Annotated in this window: 16 protein-coding genes; 1 reads left to right on the forward strand and 15 read right to left on the reverse strand. The window is 59.8% G+C overall.

The genetic code is table 11. The features are described 5' to 3' along the window. The first annotated feature begins 277 nt into the window (after positions 1–277). Positions 278–1,780 (forward strand): FGGY-family carbohydrate kinase, encoded by a 1,503-nt coding sequence (locus HCK86_RS22995; protein WP_176086837.1) that lies wholly within the window; start codon positions 278–280, stop codon positions 1,778–1,780. Positions 1,781–1,799: 19 nt separating this feature from the next. Here the strand turns inward: HCK86_RS22995 and HCK86_RS23000 are convergent, their stop codons facing one another. The 15 genes from HCK86_RS23000 to HCK86_RS23070 form a co-directional block, all read right to left on the reverse strand. Next, positions 1,800–2,618: a GntR family transcriptional regulator gene (locus tag HCK86_RS23000; protein WP_176086838.1), complete on the reverse strand. Its 819-nt coding sequence runs from the start codon at positions 2,616–2,618 to the stop codon at positions 1,800–1,802. Between the two features lie 71 nt (positions 2,619–2,689). Next, on the reverse strand, positions 2,690–3,454 hold the full coding sequence (locus HCK86_RS23005; RefSeq protein WP_176086839.1) for a creatininase family protein: 765 nt from the start codon (positions 3,452–3,454) through the stop codon (positions 2,690–2,692). 9 nt (positions 3,455–3,463) lie between these two features. Continuing rightward, positions 3,464–4,438: a phosphotriesterase gene (locus tag HCK86_RS23010; protein ID WP_176086840.1), complete on the reverse strand. Its 975-nt coding sequence runs from the start codon at positions 4,436–4,438 to the stop codon at positions 3,464–3,466. A gap of 2 nt (positions 4,439–4,440) precedes the next feature. After that, on the reverse strand, positions 4,441–5,394 hold the full coding sequence (locus HCK86_RS23015; RefSeq protein ID WP_176086841.1) for an ABC transporter permease: 954 nt from the start codon (positions 5,392–5,394) through the stop codon (positions 4,441–4,443). A 1-nt stretch (position 5,395) separates the two neighbouring features. Continuing rightward, positions 5,396–6,334, reverse strand: coding sequence for an ABC transporter permease (locus HCK86_RS23020; protein ID WP_176086842.1), 939 nt, complete (start codon positions 6,332–6,334; stop codon positions 5,396–5,398). Continuing rightward, positions 6,327–7,889, reverse strand: coding sequence for a sugar ABC transporter ATP-binding protein (locus HCK86_RS23025; protein WP_176086843.1), 1,563 nt, complete (start codon positions 7,887–7,889; stop codon positions 6,327–6,329). The genes HCK86_RS23020 and HCK86_RS23025 overlap by 8 nt, the downstream gene beginning before the upstream one ends. A 26-nt stretch (positions 7,890–7,915) precedes the next feature. Then, positions 7,916–8,911 (reverse strand): ABC transporter substrate-binding protein, encoded by a 996-nt coding sequence (locus HCK86_RS23030; RefSeq protein WP_141150939.1) that lies wholly within the window; start codon positions 8,909–8,911, stop codon positions 7,916–7,918. A gap of 120 nt (positions 8,912–9,031) precedes the next feature. Next, positions 9,032–10,222: a hypothetical protein gene (locus HCK86_RS23035; protein ID WP_176086844.1), complete on the reverse strand. Its 1,191-nt coding sequence runs from the start codon at positions 10,220–10,222 to the stop codon at positions 9,032–9,034. 32 nt (positions 10,223–10,254) lie between these two features. Then, positions 10,255–10,599, reverse strand: coding sequence for a hypothetical protein (locus HCK86_RS23040; protein ID WP_176086845.1), 345 nt, complete (start codon positions 10,597–10,599; stop codon positions 10,255–10,257). Between the two features lie 50 nt (positions 10,600–10,649). After that, positions 10,650–11,483 carry a carbohydrate ABC transporter permease gene (locus HCK86_RS23045; RefSeq protein ID WP_210260020.1) on the reverse strand — a complete coding sequence of 278 codons (834 nt, stop codon included), beginning with the start codon at positions 11,481–11,483 and terminating at the stop codon, positions 10,650–10,652. Further along, a complete protein-coding gene (locus tag HCK86_RS23050; RefSeq protein ID WP_176086847.1) occupies positions 11,480–12,385 on the reverse strand; it encodes a sugar ABC transporter permease in 906 nt (301 codons plus the stop codon). The genes HCK86_RS23045 and HCK86_RS23050 overlap by 4 nt, the downstream gene beginning before the upstream one ends. After that, positions 12,378–13,397: an ABC transporter ATP-binding protein gene (locus tag HCK86_RS23055; protein ID WP_176086848.1), complete on the reverse strand. Its 1,020-nt coding sequence runs from the start codon at positions 13,395–13,397 to the stop codon at positions 12,378–12,380. The genes HCK86_RS23050 and HCK86_RS23055 overlap by 8 nt, the downstream gene beginning before the upstream one ends. A 1-nt stretch (position 13,398) precedes the next feature. Next, positions 13,399–14,997 (reverse strand): glycoside hydrolase family 43 protein, encoded by a 1,599-nt coding sequence (locus HCK86_RS23060; RefSeq protein ID WP_176086849.1) that lies wholly within the window; start codon positions 14,995–14,997, stop codon positions 13,399–13,401. A gap of 23 nt (positions 14,998–15,020) precedes the next feature. Continuing rightward, positions 15,021–16,274 carry an extracellular solute-binding protein gene (locus HCK86_RS23065; protein WP_176086850.1) on the reverse strand — a complete coding sequence of 418 codons (1,254 nt, stop codon included), beginning with the start codon at positions 16,272–16,274 and terminating at the stop codon, positions 15,021–15,023. A gap of 60 nt (positions 16,275–16,334) precedes the next feature. Beyond that, a complete protein-coding gene (locus HCK86_RS23070; RefSeq protein WP_176086851.1) occupies positions 16,335–17,360 on the reverse strand; it encodes a LacI family DNA-binding transcriptional regulator in 1,026 nt (341 codons plus the stop codon). Positions 17,361–17,499: the final 139 nt, after the last annotated feature.

Genomic DNA, 17,499 nt, shown 5'->3' on the forward strand with positions numbered 1-17,499 from the left:
CACGGATTGCAGGTCAAGCTCGAATATGACGGCAGCTTCGCCGATGGCTACCAGTCCCATGTCGGCTCCATCCGGCTCGGTTACCGGTTCTGAGAAAACAGGCGGGATATAGGCAATGTTCGCCGTCGCCGGCTTCACCGGGCCGTTTGCGGCGGACATGCGCCCTGACCAAGATCGAGAATAGCGGTGAGAGAACCCGGCCGCGGAAGCGGACGAATGGCATCATGTTGAGCGAACAGTACTTGACTACATATATGGACAAGTCATAGTAGCGGACATGTATCTTGGAATCGATATCGGCACATCCGTCATCAAGGCGGCACTCTTTGACACGCAGGGGCATCAGCAGGCGGAAGCAAGCGAGCGCATGTCGCTGCTTCAAGCACCACTCGGCTGGTCGGAACTCGACGGCGAGGCCACCTGGGAAACGACCGTCCGGGTTATCCGCAGCCTGCTGCTGGAAGCAGCCATTGCGCCTGCTTCCATCCGGGGTATCGGCGTTACCGGCGTCATGGTCGGTGTCTGGGCGCTGGATGACGCCGACCGGCTGTTGCGTCCGCCGATCCTCTGGAACGACGCCCGCGCGCAGTCTCTGGTCGACGCGATGGTCCGTCGCGAGCCGGAGCTGATTTCCTCAGTCTTCAGCCATTCCGGCTCGGTGATGCAGCTTGGCTGTACCTTGCCGGTGATTGCCTGGCTTGCCGAAAACGAGCCCGATGTTCTCGCAAAGGCCCGCCATATCCTGACCGCCAAGGATTTTGTCCGCTATCGGCTGACCGGCGCGATTGCCACCGATGAATCCGAAGCGGCCATGGCGCCTGGTTCGGCCGTCACCCGGGATTTTCATCCTGATCAGGCCGCGCTTCTCGGCATCGCGGACCATGTCCACCTGCTTGCCCCTGTCGCACGCGGCGAGACGCTGGCCGGAGCGGTAAGTGCGGCTGCAGCCAGTCAGACCGGCCTTGTCGCCGGCACGCCCGTTGCCATCGGTACCGGCGATACCAGCGCCTGCGTACTGGGGGCTGGCGCCCACAGGCCGGGACAGGCGGTTTCCGTGCTCGGCACCACCTGCCTCAACGGCGTGCTTTTCGACCGGGCGGTCTATGAACCGCGCGACCTCGGCCTTCTGTTCATCGTGCCGGGAAAGCGGTGGATGAAATCGATGGTCAATGTCGCCGGCACGACTGTGCTCGACTGGTGCCTCGAAACGCTTTGCCCCGACATTGCCGCTGGCGACGCCCCTTATGAAACCCTTGGCGCACTGGCAGAACACAGCCCTGCAGGCGCCAATGGTGTTTCGTTCATTCCCTATCTCTCGGCCTCCGGCGTCATCGCACCGCGCATCGAGCCGAAGGCCAGGGCAGGCTTCCACGGCCTCGCGCCACAGCACCGGCGCGCCGATATGGTCCGCGCCGTCTATGAGGGGCTGGCCTATGCGATCCGCGACTGTTTTGAAGCTGTCGGCGGCGCCAGGACCTCCATTCGCCTTGTCGGCGGCGGCGCGCGCAGCCCATTCTGGTCGCAGATGATTGCCGATGTCACAGGCGTGCCGGTCGAAGTGCCGGCGGGAACGCAGTTCGGTGCCAAGGGCGCAGCACTGTGCGCCGCCGTTGCCATCGGCGATTACGCCTCTCTGGATGAGGCCTGCGAAGCGACCTTCACGCTGAAAGCCCGGTTTGAGCCCTCATCAGCGACCAGGCCCGCCTATGATGCTGGTTTTGCCCGGTTCAAGGCAGGCAGTGAAGCCGCCCTCGGCCTCTTGCGGGCTGTGGCTGACTAGCGCATCGGCTGGAAAATTGCTATTTCCCGTCTGATTTGAAATCGCCGAAACCGACCATATAGGTCCATTCCTTTGCCGCAGGGCTGCGGTTATCCGGTTCAGCCGCGGCAAAGCCGACATTGCGGATGGAGATATCGAGCGGCACGGGCAGCATGACGATGCGCGAGACTTCGAGCGGAGCGCCGGTCTGATCCCGCCCTTGGCGAATAGCCAGGAAGACCGGCGCCCCCTCTTCCAGCTTCAGGAGCGCGGCAATCTCCGCATCGGCGGCAACCGGCATGTATTTGTCATCGGCAACAACCACGGTGCGGCCGAACCTTTCCCGCAGAACCTTGTAGAGCGAGCCTGAAAGCGCGGAAAGCTCAAGCCCTTCCAGAACCGCGAGATTGAGACTTGTGGAAACGACGGCAAGCGGCTTGCCATCGGAAACCGCCAGTCGCTTGTGGCGGTAGATCATCGCGCCTTCCTCAAGACCGAAGAAACGCTGCTCGGCTTCGCCGGCCGGAACCTCGCCGCTTTCGAGAACCGTATAGTCAGGCTTCAACCCTTGCCCGACAAGGCTTTCCGTGATCGATGCAATCGCGTGATAGCGCTTTTCGACCCCCTTGCGATTGATGAAGGTGCCCATGCCGTGCTGGCGCACGAGCAACCCCTCACGCACCAGGATTTCCAGTGCCTGCTGGATCGTCCGGCGACTGACCTGCCATTGCGCGGCAAGCTTCAGTTCGCCATCGATCTTGTCATCATAAAAGCCCGAAACAATCCGGGCTCTCAGTGTTTCAGCAATCTGGATATAGACCGGGCGGTGATCTTTCGCCACGGGGGCATCTGCACGCAAGAGACGCTCCTGACAACAATTCGGTTTTTACGTTAAGCGCAGTTCCGGAGAAAACCCGGCGTCCCCGCCCCTCAGGAATTGCTGTTGAACTGTCTAGCATAGAGGACGGCGATCTGCTTTGCCATATTGGCCAGCACAACCTTCAGGATTTTTTCGCCCTTTTCCGCGGTTGCGGCGCGTGCATCGCCCAGAACCGGGCTCTTGGAGAAATCGGTCCAGCGATAGGCGACTGTCGAAAAGTCCTCCGGAAATTCCGGATAGTTTTCAATCGCCTTGTCCATATTGACGGCATCCGGTGCGAGATGCAGCACATAAGACGTCTCGATCTCGCAGGCATGCATGTAGGAGGGGTGGGCTTCCTTCTTCTCGCGAACCTCTTCGATCACCGAACCGGAACCGGGATAGAAGAAGTTGGCAAGCGTGATCCCCTCCTCCCGCAGCCGCCGCTGCGCATCACGAATGGCAATGGCATTTCCAAGATGCGCATTGACAACAACGATGGTGCGAATGCCCTTTTGCGCAGCGCTCAAGGCAATCTCGACAATCGTGTTGCTGACAGTCTCGTTGCTGATGCCGAACGAGCACGGTGCCTCAGCCAGCGACCAGACCTGTCCGAACGGCAGAACCGGCAACCGCAGAACCGGCGTGTCACCGCCGATCACCCGTGCAAGCTCCTCGGCAAGCCTTGCCGCCAGAATATTGTCGGTGCCAGCAGGCAGGTGGTCACCATGGCTTTCCACCGCCCCGATCGGCAGGATGAGCACTGGCGTCTTTGCCAGTGCCGCTTCCATTTCGCTATCGTTCAGGCGCGCAATATCGGTTTTATCATAGTCCAAAGGATATACTCACTGCTTGAAGACAAAGGCGCGCTGCGGGTTCTTGACGAAGAACTTCTCGAACAGCGCCTTGCCATCGAAGCCTGCGTCTCCCGCCTGTTCCATGAAGCGCGGCGCCCAGCTGCCGAGAATGTAGCCAAGGCCGAGACCGCCCTCGCCGTAATTGCGGTACATGGTACGGCGCGCGATATCGCCTCCGACAACGATCTGATCTTCATGGCCATGGCGCACGAGGTTGAGGATGCAGTCGATGAGAATGCTTTCAGGGTGATACTTGATCCGGCTGATACCATCGAAGCACATGAACAGGCCGGTTTCGGCAGCCTTGAGATGCACCCAGTGGTCCGGGTTGCGGTCGACATGGGCCATGGTCAGCCGTGTCGGATCGACACCTTCTTGCTTGAGGATGGCAAGCTGTTCAAGGATCAGCGTGCCGAGTTCCGTGTGCGAATGCAGCGGGCAGCCGGTTTCCTTGTGGGCATCGAGAACGGCGCGGGTGACCTTGTCTTCCGCAGCCGAAATCGTGTTGTAGCCGGTCCCGAACTTGGCAACGCCACCCTTGAGATCGGTGCCATCCATGCCGACGGTCAGTTCGGCAACGACATGATCGCGGATTTCGGCACGTGAATGGCTGTCGATCCACTGCTGGAAGGTTCCGCCCGTTCCTTCCATCTGGCCGGGCCACATGACGGCCTTGTTGAAGCCGGCGGTCGCGATGATCTTGATACCGGTGCGGTCGGAGATTTCCTTCAGCTGGGCAGGCTTGCGGCCATAATCGATCGCAGTCGCATCGTAGACGGCCTGTCCGCCCTCGGCGACGAAAAGTTCGACATCCTTGATCGAAGCTTCAACGTCATCGATCATGAAGTCATCGATCTTCTTTTCATGCCACAGCGGCGGGATGCAGAAGAGATGATCATGCGCGTAGGTGACGCCGAGTTCTTCCGGTGCAATATCGCCATTGAGAGTCCGAATGAATTCCATATTCAGCGGTCCTTTTTGAAGTTTGAAAGCGCAAGCGCGAGAATGATGATCGAGCCCTGAAGGACGAAGCGCGCCGCAGTCGGCAGCGACAGCACGTAGAGCAGGCTCTGGAGAAAGAAGAGGATGAGGCTGCCGGCGGCGGCTCCAAGCGGCAGAAACACGCCACCGGTGAAGAGCGCCCCACCGATGACGGCAGCAGCAATCGAATCCACCGTGTAGGTGTCAGCAATACCGATGGAGGCCATCCCGGTGATCGACGACAGCATGATGCCCCCCAATGTCGCCATGAAGCTTGCCAGGACGAAGGAGAAGATCACCATGCGATCGGCGGCAATGCCGTTGCGCTTTGCCGAACGGGCATTGGCGCCGGAAAGCAGCATCTTCCGGCCCGCGAGCGAGTAATGCACGAAGACCAGCAGGATCAGGCTGGCGATGATCCAGATGACCACCGACCAGGGCAGGATACCGAACAGCCAGCCTTCGGAAATGACCCGGAAGCCGGCCGGAATGGATCCCTTGGGGCTGCCGCCGGTATAAACGAGAATGGCACCGGACAGGACCAGCGAGGTCGCAAGTGTCGCCAGAAAGGCCGGAATGCGCAGCACCACCACCAGCACGCCATTGGCAAGGCCGACCAGCAGGCCGAAGAAGATGGTGATCGCCAGCGCTGCGGCCATATTGTCCATGGTGCCGGCAAAGCTCGCCGCCAGAACAACATTGGCAAGTCCGGCCGTCGCGCCGACCGAAAGGTCAAGCCGCCCCATCATCAGGATCAGCGCCTGACCAAGAGCAATCAGCCCGAGCGGCGCTGCCTGACGGGCATTGTCCATCACCTGAACCATGGAGACGCGCCCGGAAAAGACGAACAGGACAACAAGCAGGATGACGAGAAGCGCAAGCGCGCGCCAGGTCGCCCCGGCAGGCTTTGCGTTGGAAAGAATTGCAGGCACAGCCATATCAGCTTTCCTCCGCCTTGCCGCGCATGAAGAAGACCAGCGCCACGATGAAGATCAGGCCCTTGGCGATGTTCTGCAGGCTGGTGTCGATGTCGAGCAGGTTGAACATGTTGTTGATCAGCACGAGTGCGAGCGCGGCGAAGAAGACACCGACGGCATTGCCGCGACCGCCCTGCAATGCGACGCCGCCGAGGATTGCCGCCGAAACGGCATCAAGCGTGTAGGATTCGCCGATCAGGGGATCACCTGAGAGGATGCGGATCGACAGGACGACACCGGCGGCAGCGGCCAGCACGCCCGAAAGTCCGAAAACGACCAGATCGATCCGCAGCGCCGAGATGCCATTGGCGAAGGCCGCACGCGGATCTGAGCCGAAGGCGTAGATTGACCGCCCGAGCCGGGACCAGTTCATCACGATCGCGACGACGATAAAGACCGCGAGCGCGATCAGGAGCGGTGCGGAGAGCAGGCGTTCTGCACCGAACAGCGCTTCGTAGAAGGCATAATCCACCTCCCCGCCCGGCGATGGCAGGATCAGCATGGTGATGCCCTTGACGATTGCTGCCGTCGCAAGCGTCATGACCAGCGGATTGATCCTCAGAAAATTGACGCCACTGGCGGTGAAGATGCCGCAGACGAGACCAGCGCCAAGAGCGAGCGGAACGGCAAGCCAACCCAGCGTATCGGAGGTCAGCGCCATGATCGCGGTCGCAAGACTCATGATCGAGCCAACGGAAAGGTCGATACGCCCCGCAAACAGAACCAGCGCCTCACCCAACGCCACCAGACCGAGCGGCAGCAGCCGGACGGACAGGTTGGTCAGATTGGAATCGCTGAAGAAGTTCGGGGAAAGAAGGCCGGTTATGGCGATCAGCAGAACGGACAGCGCCAAGGCCGGCAGGCTCAAAAGCAGGTTGGAGCGAAGAGAACCTTCAAACATGGGTTACCGCCTCGTTTTCGGCATCACTGGCGCTCAGCGCCGCGGACGGAAGGCCTGCCGCATAGCGCATGATCTTTTCCTCGGAAAATTCGGGGCGGGCGATTTCGCCGGTGATGCGGCCTTCGTAAAGCGCGAGAATGCGGTCGGAGAGACCGATCAGCTCCATCAGATCGGAGGAAATCAGGATCACCGACACGCCCTTGCGCGACAGTTCATCGACCAGGTGATAGATCTCGCTCTTCGACTGGACATCGACACCCTTGGTCGGTTCGTAAAGCACGAGAAGCTTCGGCTCATGCGCCAGCCAGCGCGCGAACACGACCTTCTGCTGGTTGCCGCCGGAAAGCTCACCGACGGGCTGTTCCATATCGGTCGAACGGATCGAGAATCGCTTGCGTGCGCCCTCGACAAATTCACGCTCATATCCGAGCGGCAGAAAGCCACTGCGTGAACGCGCGGAGATTGCAAAGAAACTCATGTTGAGGCGGATCGGCAGCGACAGCGACAGCCCCTCATGCTTGCGGTCATCGGGAATGCTGGCGATGCCGGAGCCGATGGCAGCCGCCGGCGACTTCAACTTCAGCACCTTGCCGTCGAGTTCGACCGTGCCGGAACGGAACGGCGCTATGCCGCAAAGCGCATCGGCCAGAGGCTTCTGGCCCTGCCCTTCGAGACCGGCAATGCCCAGCACCTCACCACGCCCGACATCGAAGTCGATCTCGGGGAGGTTGGCATTGGTTCCACCGCGCACCGAGAAGCGGACAGGCCCGTCACCGACAGCGGGGCGCTCGGGGAAGATGTTTTCAAGGGTGCGGCCGACCATCGCCTGAATGAGGTCATTTTCGCCAAATTCGCCGCGCGCGGCGGCAAGCGTCAGCGCGCCGTCCTTCAGCACGACAACACGATCGGCTGCCTCCATGATCTCGCCCATGCGATGGGAAATGAAGATGACTGACGTCCCTTGCCGCTTCAGCTGCGTCATCAGCCCAAGCACGGTCTTCGCCGCCTCGGATGACAGCGAGGCCGTCGGCTCGTCGAGGATCAGCAGGCCTGGCTTTGCGGAAACGGCACCGGCGATCTCGACAAGCTGGCGTTCGGCGGCACTGAGCTGTCGCCCCAGCCTCTTGCCGTCGAGCCTGAAGCCGAGCGAGGCGGAAAGTGCGGCAAAATCGGCATGCAACCGTTTCTGCCTGATCATGCCGAGCGCATTGCGCGGCTCGCGACGAAAAAACGTATTCTCGGCAACCGTCAGATCCGGCATGATGGCCGTTTCCTGATGAGCGATCGCAACGCCCTTCTTCTGAGCTTCGGCAGGACTTGCCGGATGATAATCCTCGCCCGCCAGCCGGATTTTGCCGCTGTCATAATGCAGGTTGCCGGACAGGATATTCATGAGAGTGGACTTGCCGGCGCCATTTTCACCGACAAGTGCCAGAACTTCCCCCCGTCCAAGCGAGAAAGAAACGTCCTGAAGAACGGTATTGTGCCCAAAGGACTTGGACAGACCCGAGACCGCAAGCAGAGGGGGGGTATGTGCGGAGTTGTGGTTTGTCACTGTTTCTCTCTCGCCTGTTGGTCCGGTCAATCCTTGAAGATTGCCCGCACCTGATCGTCGCTGAGGCGTGTATTGGCCCAGAAGGAATCGGAAAGGTCATCACGGGTGAATTCATGAAGGTTTTCCGAGGTGATCATCGGCACGGCGTAGACCTTGTTCTTTTCGACAGGCTTGCCGTTCAAGAGATCAAGTGCGACCAGAAGCGCTTCCGAACCGAGCCAGGTCGGCTTCGACGGTGCCACGGATTCGAAACCATCCGGCTCAAGAGCGGCCCAGCGCTTCAGATAACCGTTATTGTCTTCGCCGGTCATCGGCACGAGCGGCCGCTGTGCCGCCTCGAAAGCATCGATGGCGCCAAGCGTCATGCTGCCGCCCTGCGACCAGACACCGTCGATCTGCGGATTGGCGGCCAGAAGGTTGGATACGGCGACCTTGGCCTTGGCATAATCCCAGCCGGCATCGACAACGCTGACGACGTCGATGTCAGGATATTGATCGAAAACCGCCTTGGCGCCCTTCCAGCGGTCATCGCTGGCGGAAATGCCGGAAATGCCATTCAGCGCAATGATCTTGCCCTTGCCGTCAAGCTTCTTGGCAAGCCACTCGGCGCCGGCCTTGCCGAAATCGACGTCATCGACGGTAACGAGCGCATCATAGTCGTCGCTGCGGATCGTCGAGGCGAGCAGTACGACCTTGATGCCCTTGGCTTCGGCCTTCTTCAGCACCGGAATGACGGCGGTTGGCGAAATCGGCGTGAGAATGATCGCATCGACGCCGCGCGTGATCATGTCTTCAATATTGGAGACCTGACGGTCGGTCTTCATCTCGGATTCGGTGTAGACGACATCGACCGTATCCTTGTGACGCTCGGCCTCGGCCTCGAATTCCTTGGACAGCTGAACCGACCAGGAATTGCCGTTGTAATAGTTGTCATAGCCGATCGTGAACTTGTCCTGCGCCATCGCAGGAGCCGCCATGCCCGCAAGAACGGAGGCGACGAGTAGCAGTTTCTTCAGTTTCATGTTTTCCCCTTTTTCGAGAAGCCGCGCTTATTGGGCTTAATTGTTATCTTGTACACTCATGTAGTCAAGTTGATTCATGCATTCCCTGTTCATTTTCATGTCAAGGCGACGCCCTGCCTGTTATTTCGGCAGGGCGTCGACGGCCTGGCGCACCCAGTCGAGTCTTTTTTCAGGGATCAGGCCGTAATTGTAGAAATTGATACCGTCCGCCCCGGCCTCGATTGCCGCCTTTGCACGCTCCGCCAGAGCATCGGCTGACGTCACTTCCGGGAAAAAGACCCGGTAGCCTGCGCCGAGATATTTTTCAGAACCGAGTGCCGCGCGACCGGCTTTCATCAGAGCCGCCACCTGCTCGGGCGCCATGAAATAGCAGCAGAGGATTGCGCCATCGCAGACCTTGCCGACAGCCTCCAGATCGACACCGCCCATCCATCCATCGGCCAGATCGATCAGCACGATCTTGCTCGCGGGATCAGCTGCCGCGCGGATCTCGGCGATCAGACTGGTGACCGGCTCGGTCCGCCATTCAAGGAAGGCTCTGAGCGCAGGGACGTCATTGAAGGCGTCATTGCCCTTTGCCGGATAATCCGGGAACTGCCGTTCGGGCACGTCGCGCGCGCACATGTCCGCGATGAAGCCGCGCACCTTCTCGCGCGCCTCCGCCATCGGGACCCCGGCAAGTCTGCCACGCGCCATGCAATGGTCGCAGAAGCACAGCGACAGCAGGAAATCATCCTCATCATTGAGGCCGACGCCATCCTTCTCATGGTGAAACTCGTGAGCAAAGCCCATGAAATTCGGGCTCTCGAGTTCAACCATGTCGGGCCGGTAGCGCGTCGTCATGTCACGCACGAGGGTAACGACATAGTCACGCGCTGCCGGGCTCGACGGGCAGAGATTATAGTAGTTCGGATTGCCGAAGGCATTGCGGGTCACATGTTCGGGATGGAGCATGCCAAGGCGGGTATTGTGCAGGCAGACCGTCCAGCAGGAGACCTTCATGCCGTCGCCAGCATCACGCGCGGCTGTCAACGCCGCCAGCATGTCGCCGCGCTCAGCGACATTGTCGGCCATCAGCGGGCGGATCGTCTTCATCTGCCAGAGCCTTTCGTCGGGGCGAAAATAGACCGTGCCATCCTGCGGGAAATAGGCCTTCTGATGTGGACTGCGCGGCTGCAGGAAGCGACCAGCATGGTAAGACGCAGCCAGAGAGATGGTGTTCAGCCCGGCCCGGCCGGCCAGATCGGAAAAGCTTCGTTCGAGCCCCTGATCCTGAATATCCCAGGGATAGGTCCACATCGACAAATGCATTTCCGACTCCATCAATATGACTACATGAGTACTCATGTAGTCATATTATGCCAATCAAAGTCAACAAGCCCGCGCTCCGGCGCATGAAATGACAGGGATTGCGATGCAACGGAGATCACCAGGCCGGCCTTCACCGGCGCTTCGGCAATCTCGCCTGCCCTGCCCCGCATTCCTTCCCGTTGCGGAGCATGCAAAAGCGCGCCGTTCGGGAAGAAGCGCAGGCGCCTGTCGGAAACCGGCAGGCCCGCGGCCGGAGAGTTTTCTGTTGGGAAACGAGAAGGCAATACCGCGCCGGCACACCGGCAGATGCAGCCAGAAACGCTGACCGGGCGGTGCCGCACAGCCGGAACACGAAAGGCTCCGGAAACGCGTGGCACTGGACCTTCCTTTCGGGGTCCAGTGCGTGAATCGCCACTGATCTGCCAGGTCAGCCTTTGACGGCGCCGCCGGTGAGGCCGGCAACGATGTAACGCTGTGCGGCGAAGAAGAAGATGACCGCAGGGATGAGCGTCAGCGTGACGAAGGCCAGGATCCGGTTCCATTCGACCACATACTGGCCGCGATACTGCATCATGCCGAGCGTCCAGGGATAGGCCTTGTCGGAGTTGATGATCACCAGAGGCAGAAGATAGTTGTTCCAGCTGGTGACAAAAACAAAGACCGCAACCGTTCCGAGGATCGGGGTTGAAAGCGGAAGGGTGAAGCGGAAGAAGAAGCGGATATATCCGCAGCCATCCACACGGGCCGCCTCGAACAGCTCGCGCGGCAACTGATCGAAGAAGGTCTTGAACAGCAGCGTGGAAAAGCCGAGCCCGAAGGCGACCTGAGGCAGGATGACACCCCACGATGTATCCAGCAAGCCGACATTCCGGACCGTGATGAACAGCGGGACGATGGCGGCGGCGAACGGGAACATCATGCCGAGCAGAAGGTATGACATCAGGAACCGCGAGCCGATGAAGCGGATCTGGGAAAAGACATAGGCTGCCATGCCGGCGACGATCAGGGTCAGGAAAACGGTCGCCATCGAGATGAAGAACGAGTTCCACAGATAGTGCCAGAAGCTCGATGAGCCGAGGATCGCACCATAGAATTCCATGTGCCAGACATCCGGCAGCGAGAATGGTGAGACCCGCAATTGGCCCGATGTCTTGAACCCGCCCAGAATGGTGGCAAGCAGAGGCAGAATGATCAGAGCGGCGACAAAAAGCAGCGCAACCAGCCTGAATATATTGCCGAGACTAAAGCGTTTCATCGTCATCCCTCCCTCATGAAGATATTGCGATAGGAGATTGCCAGAACCACGCAGAGGGCAAACAGGATCAGCCCGACAGCGCTGCCGAAACCGACATTCAGACGCTCCAGCCCGAACTGATAGAGATAGGTCACGATGGTCTGCGTTGAGTTCGAAGGCCCGCCATTGGTCAGCGGAACGATCAGGTCAAACAACTGCAGCGAACCGATCAGGGCGAAGAAGCCCGACACGGCAATCGCCGGCTTCAGCATCGGGATCTTGACGTATCGCGCGATCTGGAAAGGCTTTGCGCCGTCGATCCGGGCGGCCTCAACCACGTCTTCGGGTATGCCCTGCAGGGCCGCGATGAAGATCATCATGTGAAATCCGAAGAACTTCCAGACTATGACGAACAGGACGACGGGCATGGCCCAGGTCCGGTCGGACAGCGGGAAGACAGGATTGACACCAAGTGCGCCGGTCACCATCGCGGTCACACCATAGTCGCCGTCAAAGACGAAGCTCCAGATCAGGCCGGTGGCGACTTCGGCAAGAATGTAAGGAAGAAAGAAGATCAGACGGAAGACCGTGTTGGACCAGGTCTTGCGATAGATCATCAGCGCCAGTGCCATGGCCAGGGGCATCTGGATAAAGGCCGATGCCGCGATGATCTTGACCGTGTTCCAAAGGGCCTGATGAAAGACCGAATGACCGGCCGCAATCTGGAAATTCTTCAGGCCGACCCATTTTTCCGGATCACCGTATCCCGACCAGTTATAACCGGAATACGTGCCAGCATTGATGAGCGGAACGGCAACGAACAGTGTGAACAGCAGGATGGCCGGCGGAACGAACAGGACGATGGCCGTCAGCCTGCCGTCGCTATTGAACCGCCTTTTTCTGGCCACAGCGGGAGCAGGATTAGGCATGTTGCTTGCCCCCCTCCACGCGTTGCCCGGCCTTGTCAAACAGAACAACCGCACCATCGCGGGCAGCCAGTCCGATCTGGTCGCCGGCGCTCAGAATGGTCGCACCGTCCAGCCGCGCCACGATCCGGCCGTTTTCAGTTGAATCGATATAGGCCAGGGTATCAGCACCCAGATTTTCCGCATGGGCAACCGTGCCGGTAAAGAGCGGATCGTCCGAGGCCAAACTCAGATGTTCCGGACGGATGCCGACCGTATCCACGCCGAATTTCCGGGCAAAGTCGCCCGAGAAGAAGTTCATCTTCGGCGATCCGATAAAGCCGCCAACGAAGGTGTTGGCCGGCTTCGTGTAAAGTTCGAGCGGCTTGCCGACCTGCTGGATGACACCGGCGCGCAGCACGACGATCTGGCTCGCCATCGTCATTGCCTCGACCTGGTCATGCGTCACATAGATCATCGTCGCCTGCAGCCGCGAATGCAGTTCCGCCAGCTCGACGCGCATCTGCCCACGCAAAGCGGCATCAAGATTGGAAAGCGGTTCGTCAAACAGAAAGACCTTCGGCTGACGGACGATCGCCCGGCCGATGGCAACGCGCTGGCGCTGACCGCCGGAAAGCGCCTTCGGCTTGCGGTCGAGCAGCGTTTCGAGCTGCAGGATCTGGGCGGCCCCATTGACGCGCCGGCGGATCTCGTCCTTCGGCTTGCCCGCCAGCTTCAGAGCAAAGGCGATATTGTCGCCGACACTCATATGCGGATAGAGCGCGTAGGACTGGAACACCATGGCGATACCGCGATCAGACGGGTCGCGGTGGGTCACATCCTCGCCATCGATGAAAATCTGTCCGCCCGAGGTTTCCTCGAGCCCGGCAATCATTCGCAACAAGGTCGACTTGCCACAACCGGAAGGACCGACCAATACAGAGAATGACTCGGAGGGGACCTTGAGGCTCAGATCAGGAATGACCTCGGTATTACCAAAGCGCTTGCTGACCGATTTCAGTTCGACATCAGCCATTCTATTCTCCAGTGCGATAAGCGAAATAGGAAAAGTCGGCGACCTGGGCGGAACCGCTCAGATCCTGGGCGCACATTCCGAGGAAGGTGCCCGTGAAGTTATTGCTGTCGCCGGGGCCGCTTTCGTCGGCAAGCACCAGCGCGTCAAGCGCCGGCCCCAGCTTTTGCCAGTCGGCATCCCCCTGCCGGAAGGAAAACTGAAATGTCTCCCGGACGACATCGAGGCGAAGGCTGACTGGGCCCTCTCCGAGGATGATCCCCTCGCCGATCGGAAAGGTCAGGACAGCCGTCGGGAAGTCACCATTGCAGCTCTGGATGCTCAGCCGTCGCGTGCCGTTATCCGCCAGGGTCACATAGGCATAGTGAAACTGATAGCGGCCGTAATAGGCGATGAGGCCGGCCTGCTGCTGATAGGTTTCAGGCGAGAATTCCACTTCGGTTTCGGCACTGCAGCTATGTTCTGTCATGCGGCGCGCGACGAGCGACTGCTCGAACCATGAACCGACGGATTCCCGACCGAAAAGCCTGAGCCGGCCCGGCCGCGCCGTCAGCGAAAACAGGCGTTCGGGATGGGGCGTGCGCAGCCATTGGAAGGCCATCGGCAGCGCCGGGCCGTCAAAGGTCACGGTCTCGGAGGCATCTGCCTGTTCGCTCTTGCCTGCTTCAATCGTGGTTGAGGGCACGACACCGACGCCGGCGCGCCTCAGCCAGCCATCGTCGCCCCAGACCATTTTCTCGATGCCGGTTTCACGGCCCATTTGCGACCGCCTGTCGGCAATCGGCCTGGTGCAGAGGAAGGAGTGCCACACCGTGCCGTCTTCCGCCTCAACCACCTGTCCGTGTCCAACGCGCTGCAGCGGTGATTCAGGCGCGTCCTTGGTCGAGAGCAAATGAACATCCGGATGAAGCGCGTAGGGACCTTCGATAGTGCGGCTGCGCGCATGGGTGACGGCATGGGTATATCCGGTTCCGCCTTCCGCAAGGACCAGATAATACCAGCCTTTGCGCTTCATCAGATGCGGACCTTCGGTCCTGCCCAGCTGTGAACGCTCAAAGATTTTTTTGACAGGTCCGATCAGGCGCTTTGCAACCGGATCATATTCCTGCAGCACGATACCGCCGAAATAATCCTTCTCGTCCCTGCCGGGCATCGTCGCGCGATGATCCCAGAGCTGGTTGACCAGCCATTTGCGGCCATCATCATCGTGGAACAGCGACGGGTCGAAACCCGACGAATTCAGCGGGATCGGATCGGACCACGGCCCTTCGATGGAAGGCGCGGTCACGAGGAAATTCGGCGTATCCTTGTAGTTGCCCTGATGGCGCCGGACATTGGTGTAGATCAGCCAGAACTGGCCGTCGGCATAGGACAGGCAGGGAGCCCAGACGCCGCAGCTGTCCGGATTGCCAAGCATGTCGAGCTGTTCCGGCCGGGTCAGCGGCCGGGATACCAGTTTCCAGCTGGAAAGGTCTTCAGAGGCATGGATTTGCACGCCCGGAAACCACTCGAATGTCGAGGTGGCGATGTAGAAAGTCTTGCCAACACGGCAAATGGAAGGGTCGGGGTTAAACCCGCGCAGTATGGGATTATGAATGGTCATTTCCGGGCGTGCTTTTCAAGTGATTATTGGAACATCTGGGCTTCTGCGATGCGATCCGGTACGTCTTCCGGGGTGATCACACCGGTTGCGAGGTCTGCTGCGATGTCGTTGAGGGAGCTGCCGACCGAGGTGCCGAGGGCCTGATCCAGATAGAGCTGGTGGCGCGGCGAATTCTCGATCTGCTTCGCAACTTCGACAAAGAAGGGGTTTTTCAGTGCATCGCTGGCCCCGATCGCGGCCGGGATCCAGTAACCGGCTGCAGCACCTTCGCGCTGATTTTCAACATTCAGCATGAAGCAAAGGAAATCCGCAGCATCCTGCCCGGCGCCCTTGGCGAGCACGAAACCGTCATTGCCGCCGAGCGTTTCAGCAGGATCACCAGCGCCGCCTTCAACCGCAGGGAAAGCGATCAGTCCAAGCTGATCATCGCTCAGTCCCTTGCCCGTCGTCGAGCTGGCGCTCTGGCTGACATAGTCGAAATTGCCCATGATATGGAACAGGCCCTTGCCGTCACCGAACAGACCGGAAGCCTTGTCATAGGTCGCATCCATGAAACCGGGCTGGAAAGGCTGTTCATTGACCAGCTGTACGAATTGCTTGGCGGCCTCGAGGAAGGCGGGATTGCTGTAGTCACCGGAATCGGCGGCCTCCTGAAGCGCTTCACCGCCAGCCTCGCGCAACAGCAGCAGCGAATAGATCGTCTGGAGCGGCCATTTGTCCTTTCCGCCAACGACGATCGGCGTCACGCCAGCGGCCTTTGCCTTTTCGACCGCGGCCAGGAACTGGTCCCAGGTCTTGATGGATTCTGGATCAATCCCAGCCTGCTTGGCGAGATCCTTGTTGTACCAGATCACGACGTCGGCTGCGTAGAGCGGCAGACCATAAAGGGTTCCGTCATAGGTGAAGGCCTGTTCGAGGCTCTTCGGATGGGTCGCCAGGCACTCTTCACTTGCCTTCGGGCCCAGCGGCTCCAGAACGCCGGCCTTGGCCTGTTCCTGGAACACGCCGCCGCCCCAGCTGTAGAAGATTTCCGGGCGCTGATCGGACTGAAGCAGCGTCGGCAGGCGGCTCTTCAGGGCTTCATCGTCAAGATATGTGAAATTGACATCAACGCCCGGATGGCTTGCCTCAAACGCCTTCGCCATGCCTTCGAAATAGGCCGTTTCCGACTCATTGCTTCGGGGCAATGACAGAACATTGACCGTGGTCTGAGCCAGGGCCGTGCCTGCAAGCAGGCAGCTTAAGGCTGCGGTTGCCGTAAACCTGATAAGTTTCATATTGATACCTCCCTAGGGAATGTGAGCCGGAATGGCTCGGACGAATTGCTGAAGCGGCCCTCAGGGCACGTTTTCAGCAATAAAAACATTGATTTGCAGCCGATTGGTGGCCTCTGCCCCGACCTGTTCGATGGGCAGGCACAGCGCGCGAATGGCGCTGCGTGCAATGTCATTGAGGTTCTGGCTGATCGCCGCATCGACCAGCCCATCCTGAAGGCCCGAACGAGTCGCCGGTTCGAGCTCATGGACGATGGCAACAGGCCGGTGCGGGCAATTGAATTCGCGCAGACCCGCGACCACACCTTCCGCACCACCGCCGACGGCATAAAGGCCGACGAGCTTGGGATGATCCTGCAGCAGCGAGATCACCTCGGAACGGACACGGGCCGGAATGCTCTGCGTTTCGATCGCCGGCAACAGGCGCAGCTGCCGATAGGACGCCCCCATGATCTGGCGAAACCCCATTTCGCGCTCGACATGGTCGCGAATATGCTGATTGCCGGTAATGATCGCGACTTCACCAGATCCCCCGCTGATGAAGCGCCCCATGAGACGCGCGGCCGTGCGCCCGGCCGCCATGTTGTCGATCCCGACAAAGGCCGCCCGTTTCGACGCCGGAATATCCGAGACGATGGTGACAACCCTGACACCGCGATCACACAGCCGGTCGATGATGTCCCTGACGCCGGGCAGATCGAAGGCAAACAGGCCGATCCCGTCATAGGCTTCGGGATCAAACGATTCCAAAGCCCGTTTCAGCTCGACATCATTGCTGAACTGAAGATGCTTGATGTGAATCTGAAGGTCGACCTCGACCAATTCACGCTGGGCTTGCCGAACGGCATGAACGATCTGATGGACGAACTGGTTTTCAGACGTCGGGATCAGGAACAGAACGCGCTTGCGCCCAAAGGGACTGCGGCTGACCGCTTTTGGCAGCCTGCCGAAACCAAGCGTGTGGATCGCTCTCTTGACGCGGTCACGGGTCTCCAGACTTGCCTCGCCGCGCCCGTGCAGAACACGGTCAACGGTTGCCAGGCTGACACCTGCTTCTCTTGCAACGTCCTTGAGTGTGACTTTTGCCATTTCGGCCTCCCAGGCGAAGAATTGATCAGACAAGGGAGACAGTCTATTTCCGAACTGAGGTTAAAACGATCATTTCCGAGGTGATCACCTCATTTAAATTGACAGTTCACCGCTGCGCGCGCGGCGGATGATCAGTCAG

Origin of the sequence: Martelella sp. HB161492 (assembly GCF_013184775.1) — a bacterium.
GTDB lineage: Bacteria > Pseudomonadota > Alphaproteobacteria > Rhizobiales > Rhizobiaceae > Martelella.

Coding starts and splice junctions, on each gene's coding strand:
- HCK86_RS23060 (WP_176086849.1), bottom strand. CDS start 14,997: ATGACCATTCATAATCCCATACTGCGCGGGTTTAACCCCGACCCTTCC.
- HCK86_RS22995 (WP_176086837.1), top strand. CDS start 278: ATGTATCTTGGAATCGATATCGGCACATCCGTCATCAAGGCGGCACTC.
- HCK86_RS23070 (WP_176086851.1), bottom strand. CDS start 17,360: ATGGCAAAAGTCACACTCAAGGACGTTGCAAGAGAAGCAGGTGTCAGC.
- HCK86_RS23015 (WP_176086841.1), bottom strand. CDS start 5,394: ATGGCTGTGCCTGCAATTCTTTCCAACGCAAAGCCTGCCGGGGCGACC.
- HCK86_RS23050 (WP_176086847.1), bottom strand. CDS start 12,385: ATGCCTAATCCTGCTCCCGCTGTGGCCAGAAAAAGGCGGTTCAATAGC.
- HCK86_RS23035 (WP_176086844.1), bottom strand. CDS start 10,222: ATGCATTTGTCGATGTGGACCTATCCCTGGGATATTCAGGATCAGGGG.
- HCK86_RS23065 (WP_176086850.1), bottom strand. CDS start 16,274: ATGAAACTTATCAGGTTTACGGCAACCGCAGCCTTAAGCTGCCTGCTT.
- HCK86_RS23010 (WP_176086840.1), bottom strand. CDS start 4,438: ATGGAATTCATTCGGACTCTCAATGGCGATATTGCACCGGAAGAACTC.
- HCK86_RS23055 (WP_176086848.1), bottom strand. CDS start 13,397: ATGGCTGATGTCGAACTGAAATCGGTCAGCAAGCGCTTTGGTAATACC.
- HCK86_RS23045 (WP_210260020.1), bottom strand. CDS start 11,483: ATGACGATGAAACGCTTTAGTCTCGGCAATATATTCAGGCTGGTTGCG.
- HCK86_RS23020 (WP_176086842.1), bottom strand. CDS start 6,334: ATGTTTGAAGGTTCTCTTCGCTCCAACCTGCTTTTGAGCCTGCCGGCC.
- HCK86_RS23030 (WP_141150939.1), bottom strand. CDS start 8,911: ATGAAACTGAAGAAACTGCTACTCGTCGCCTCCGTTCTTGCGGGCATG.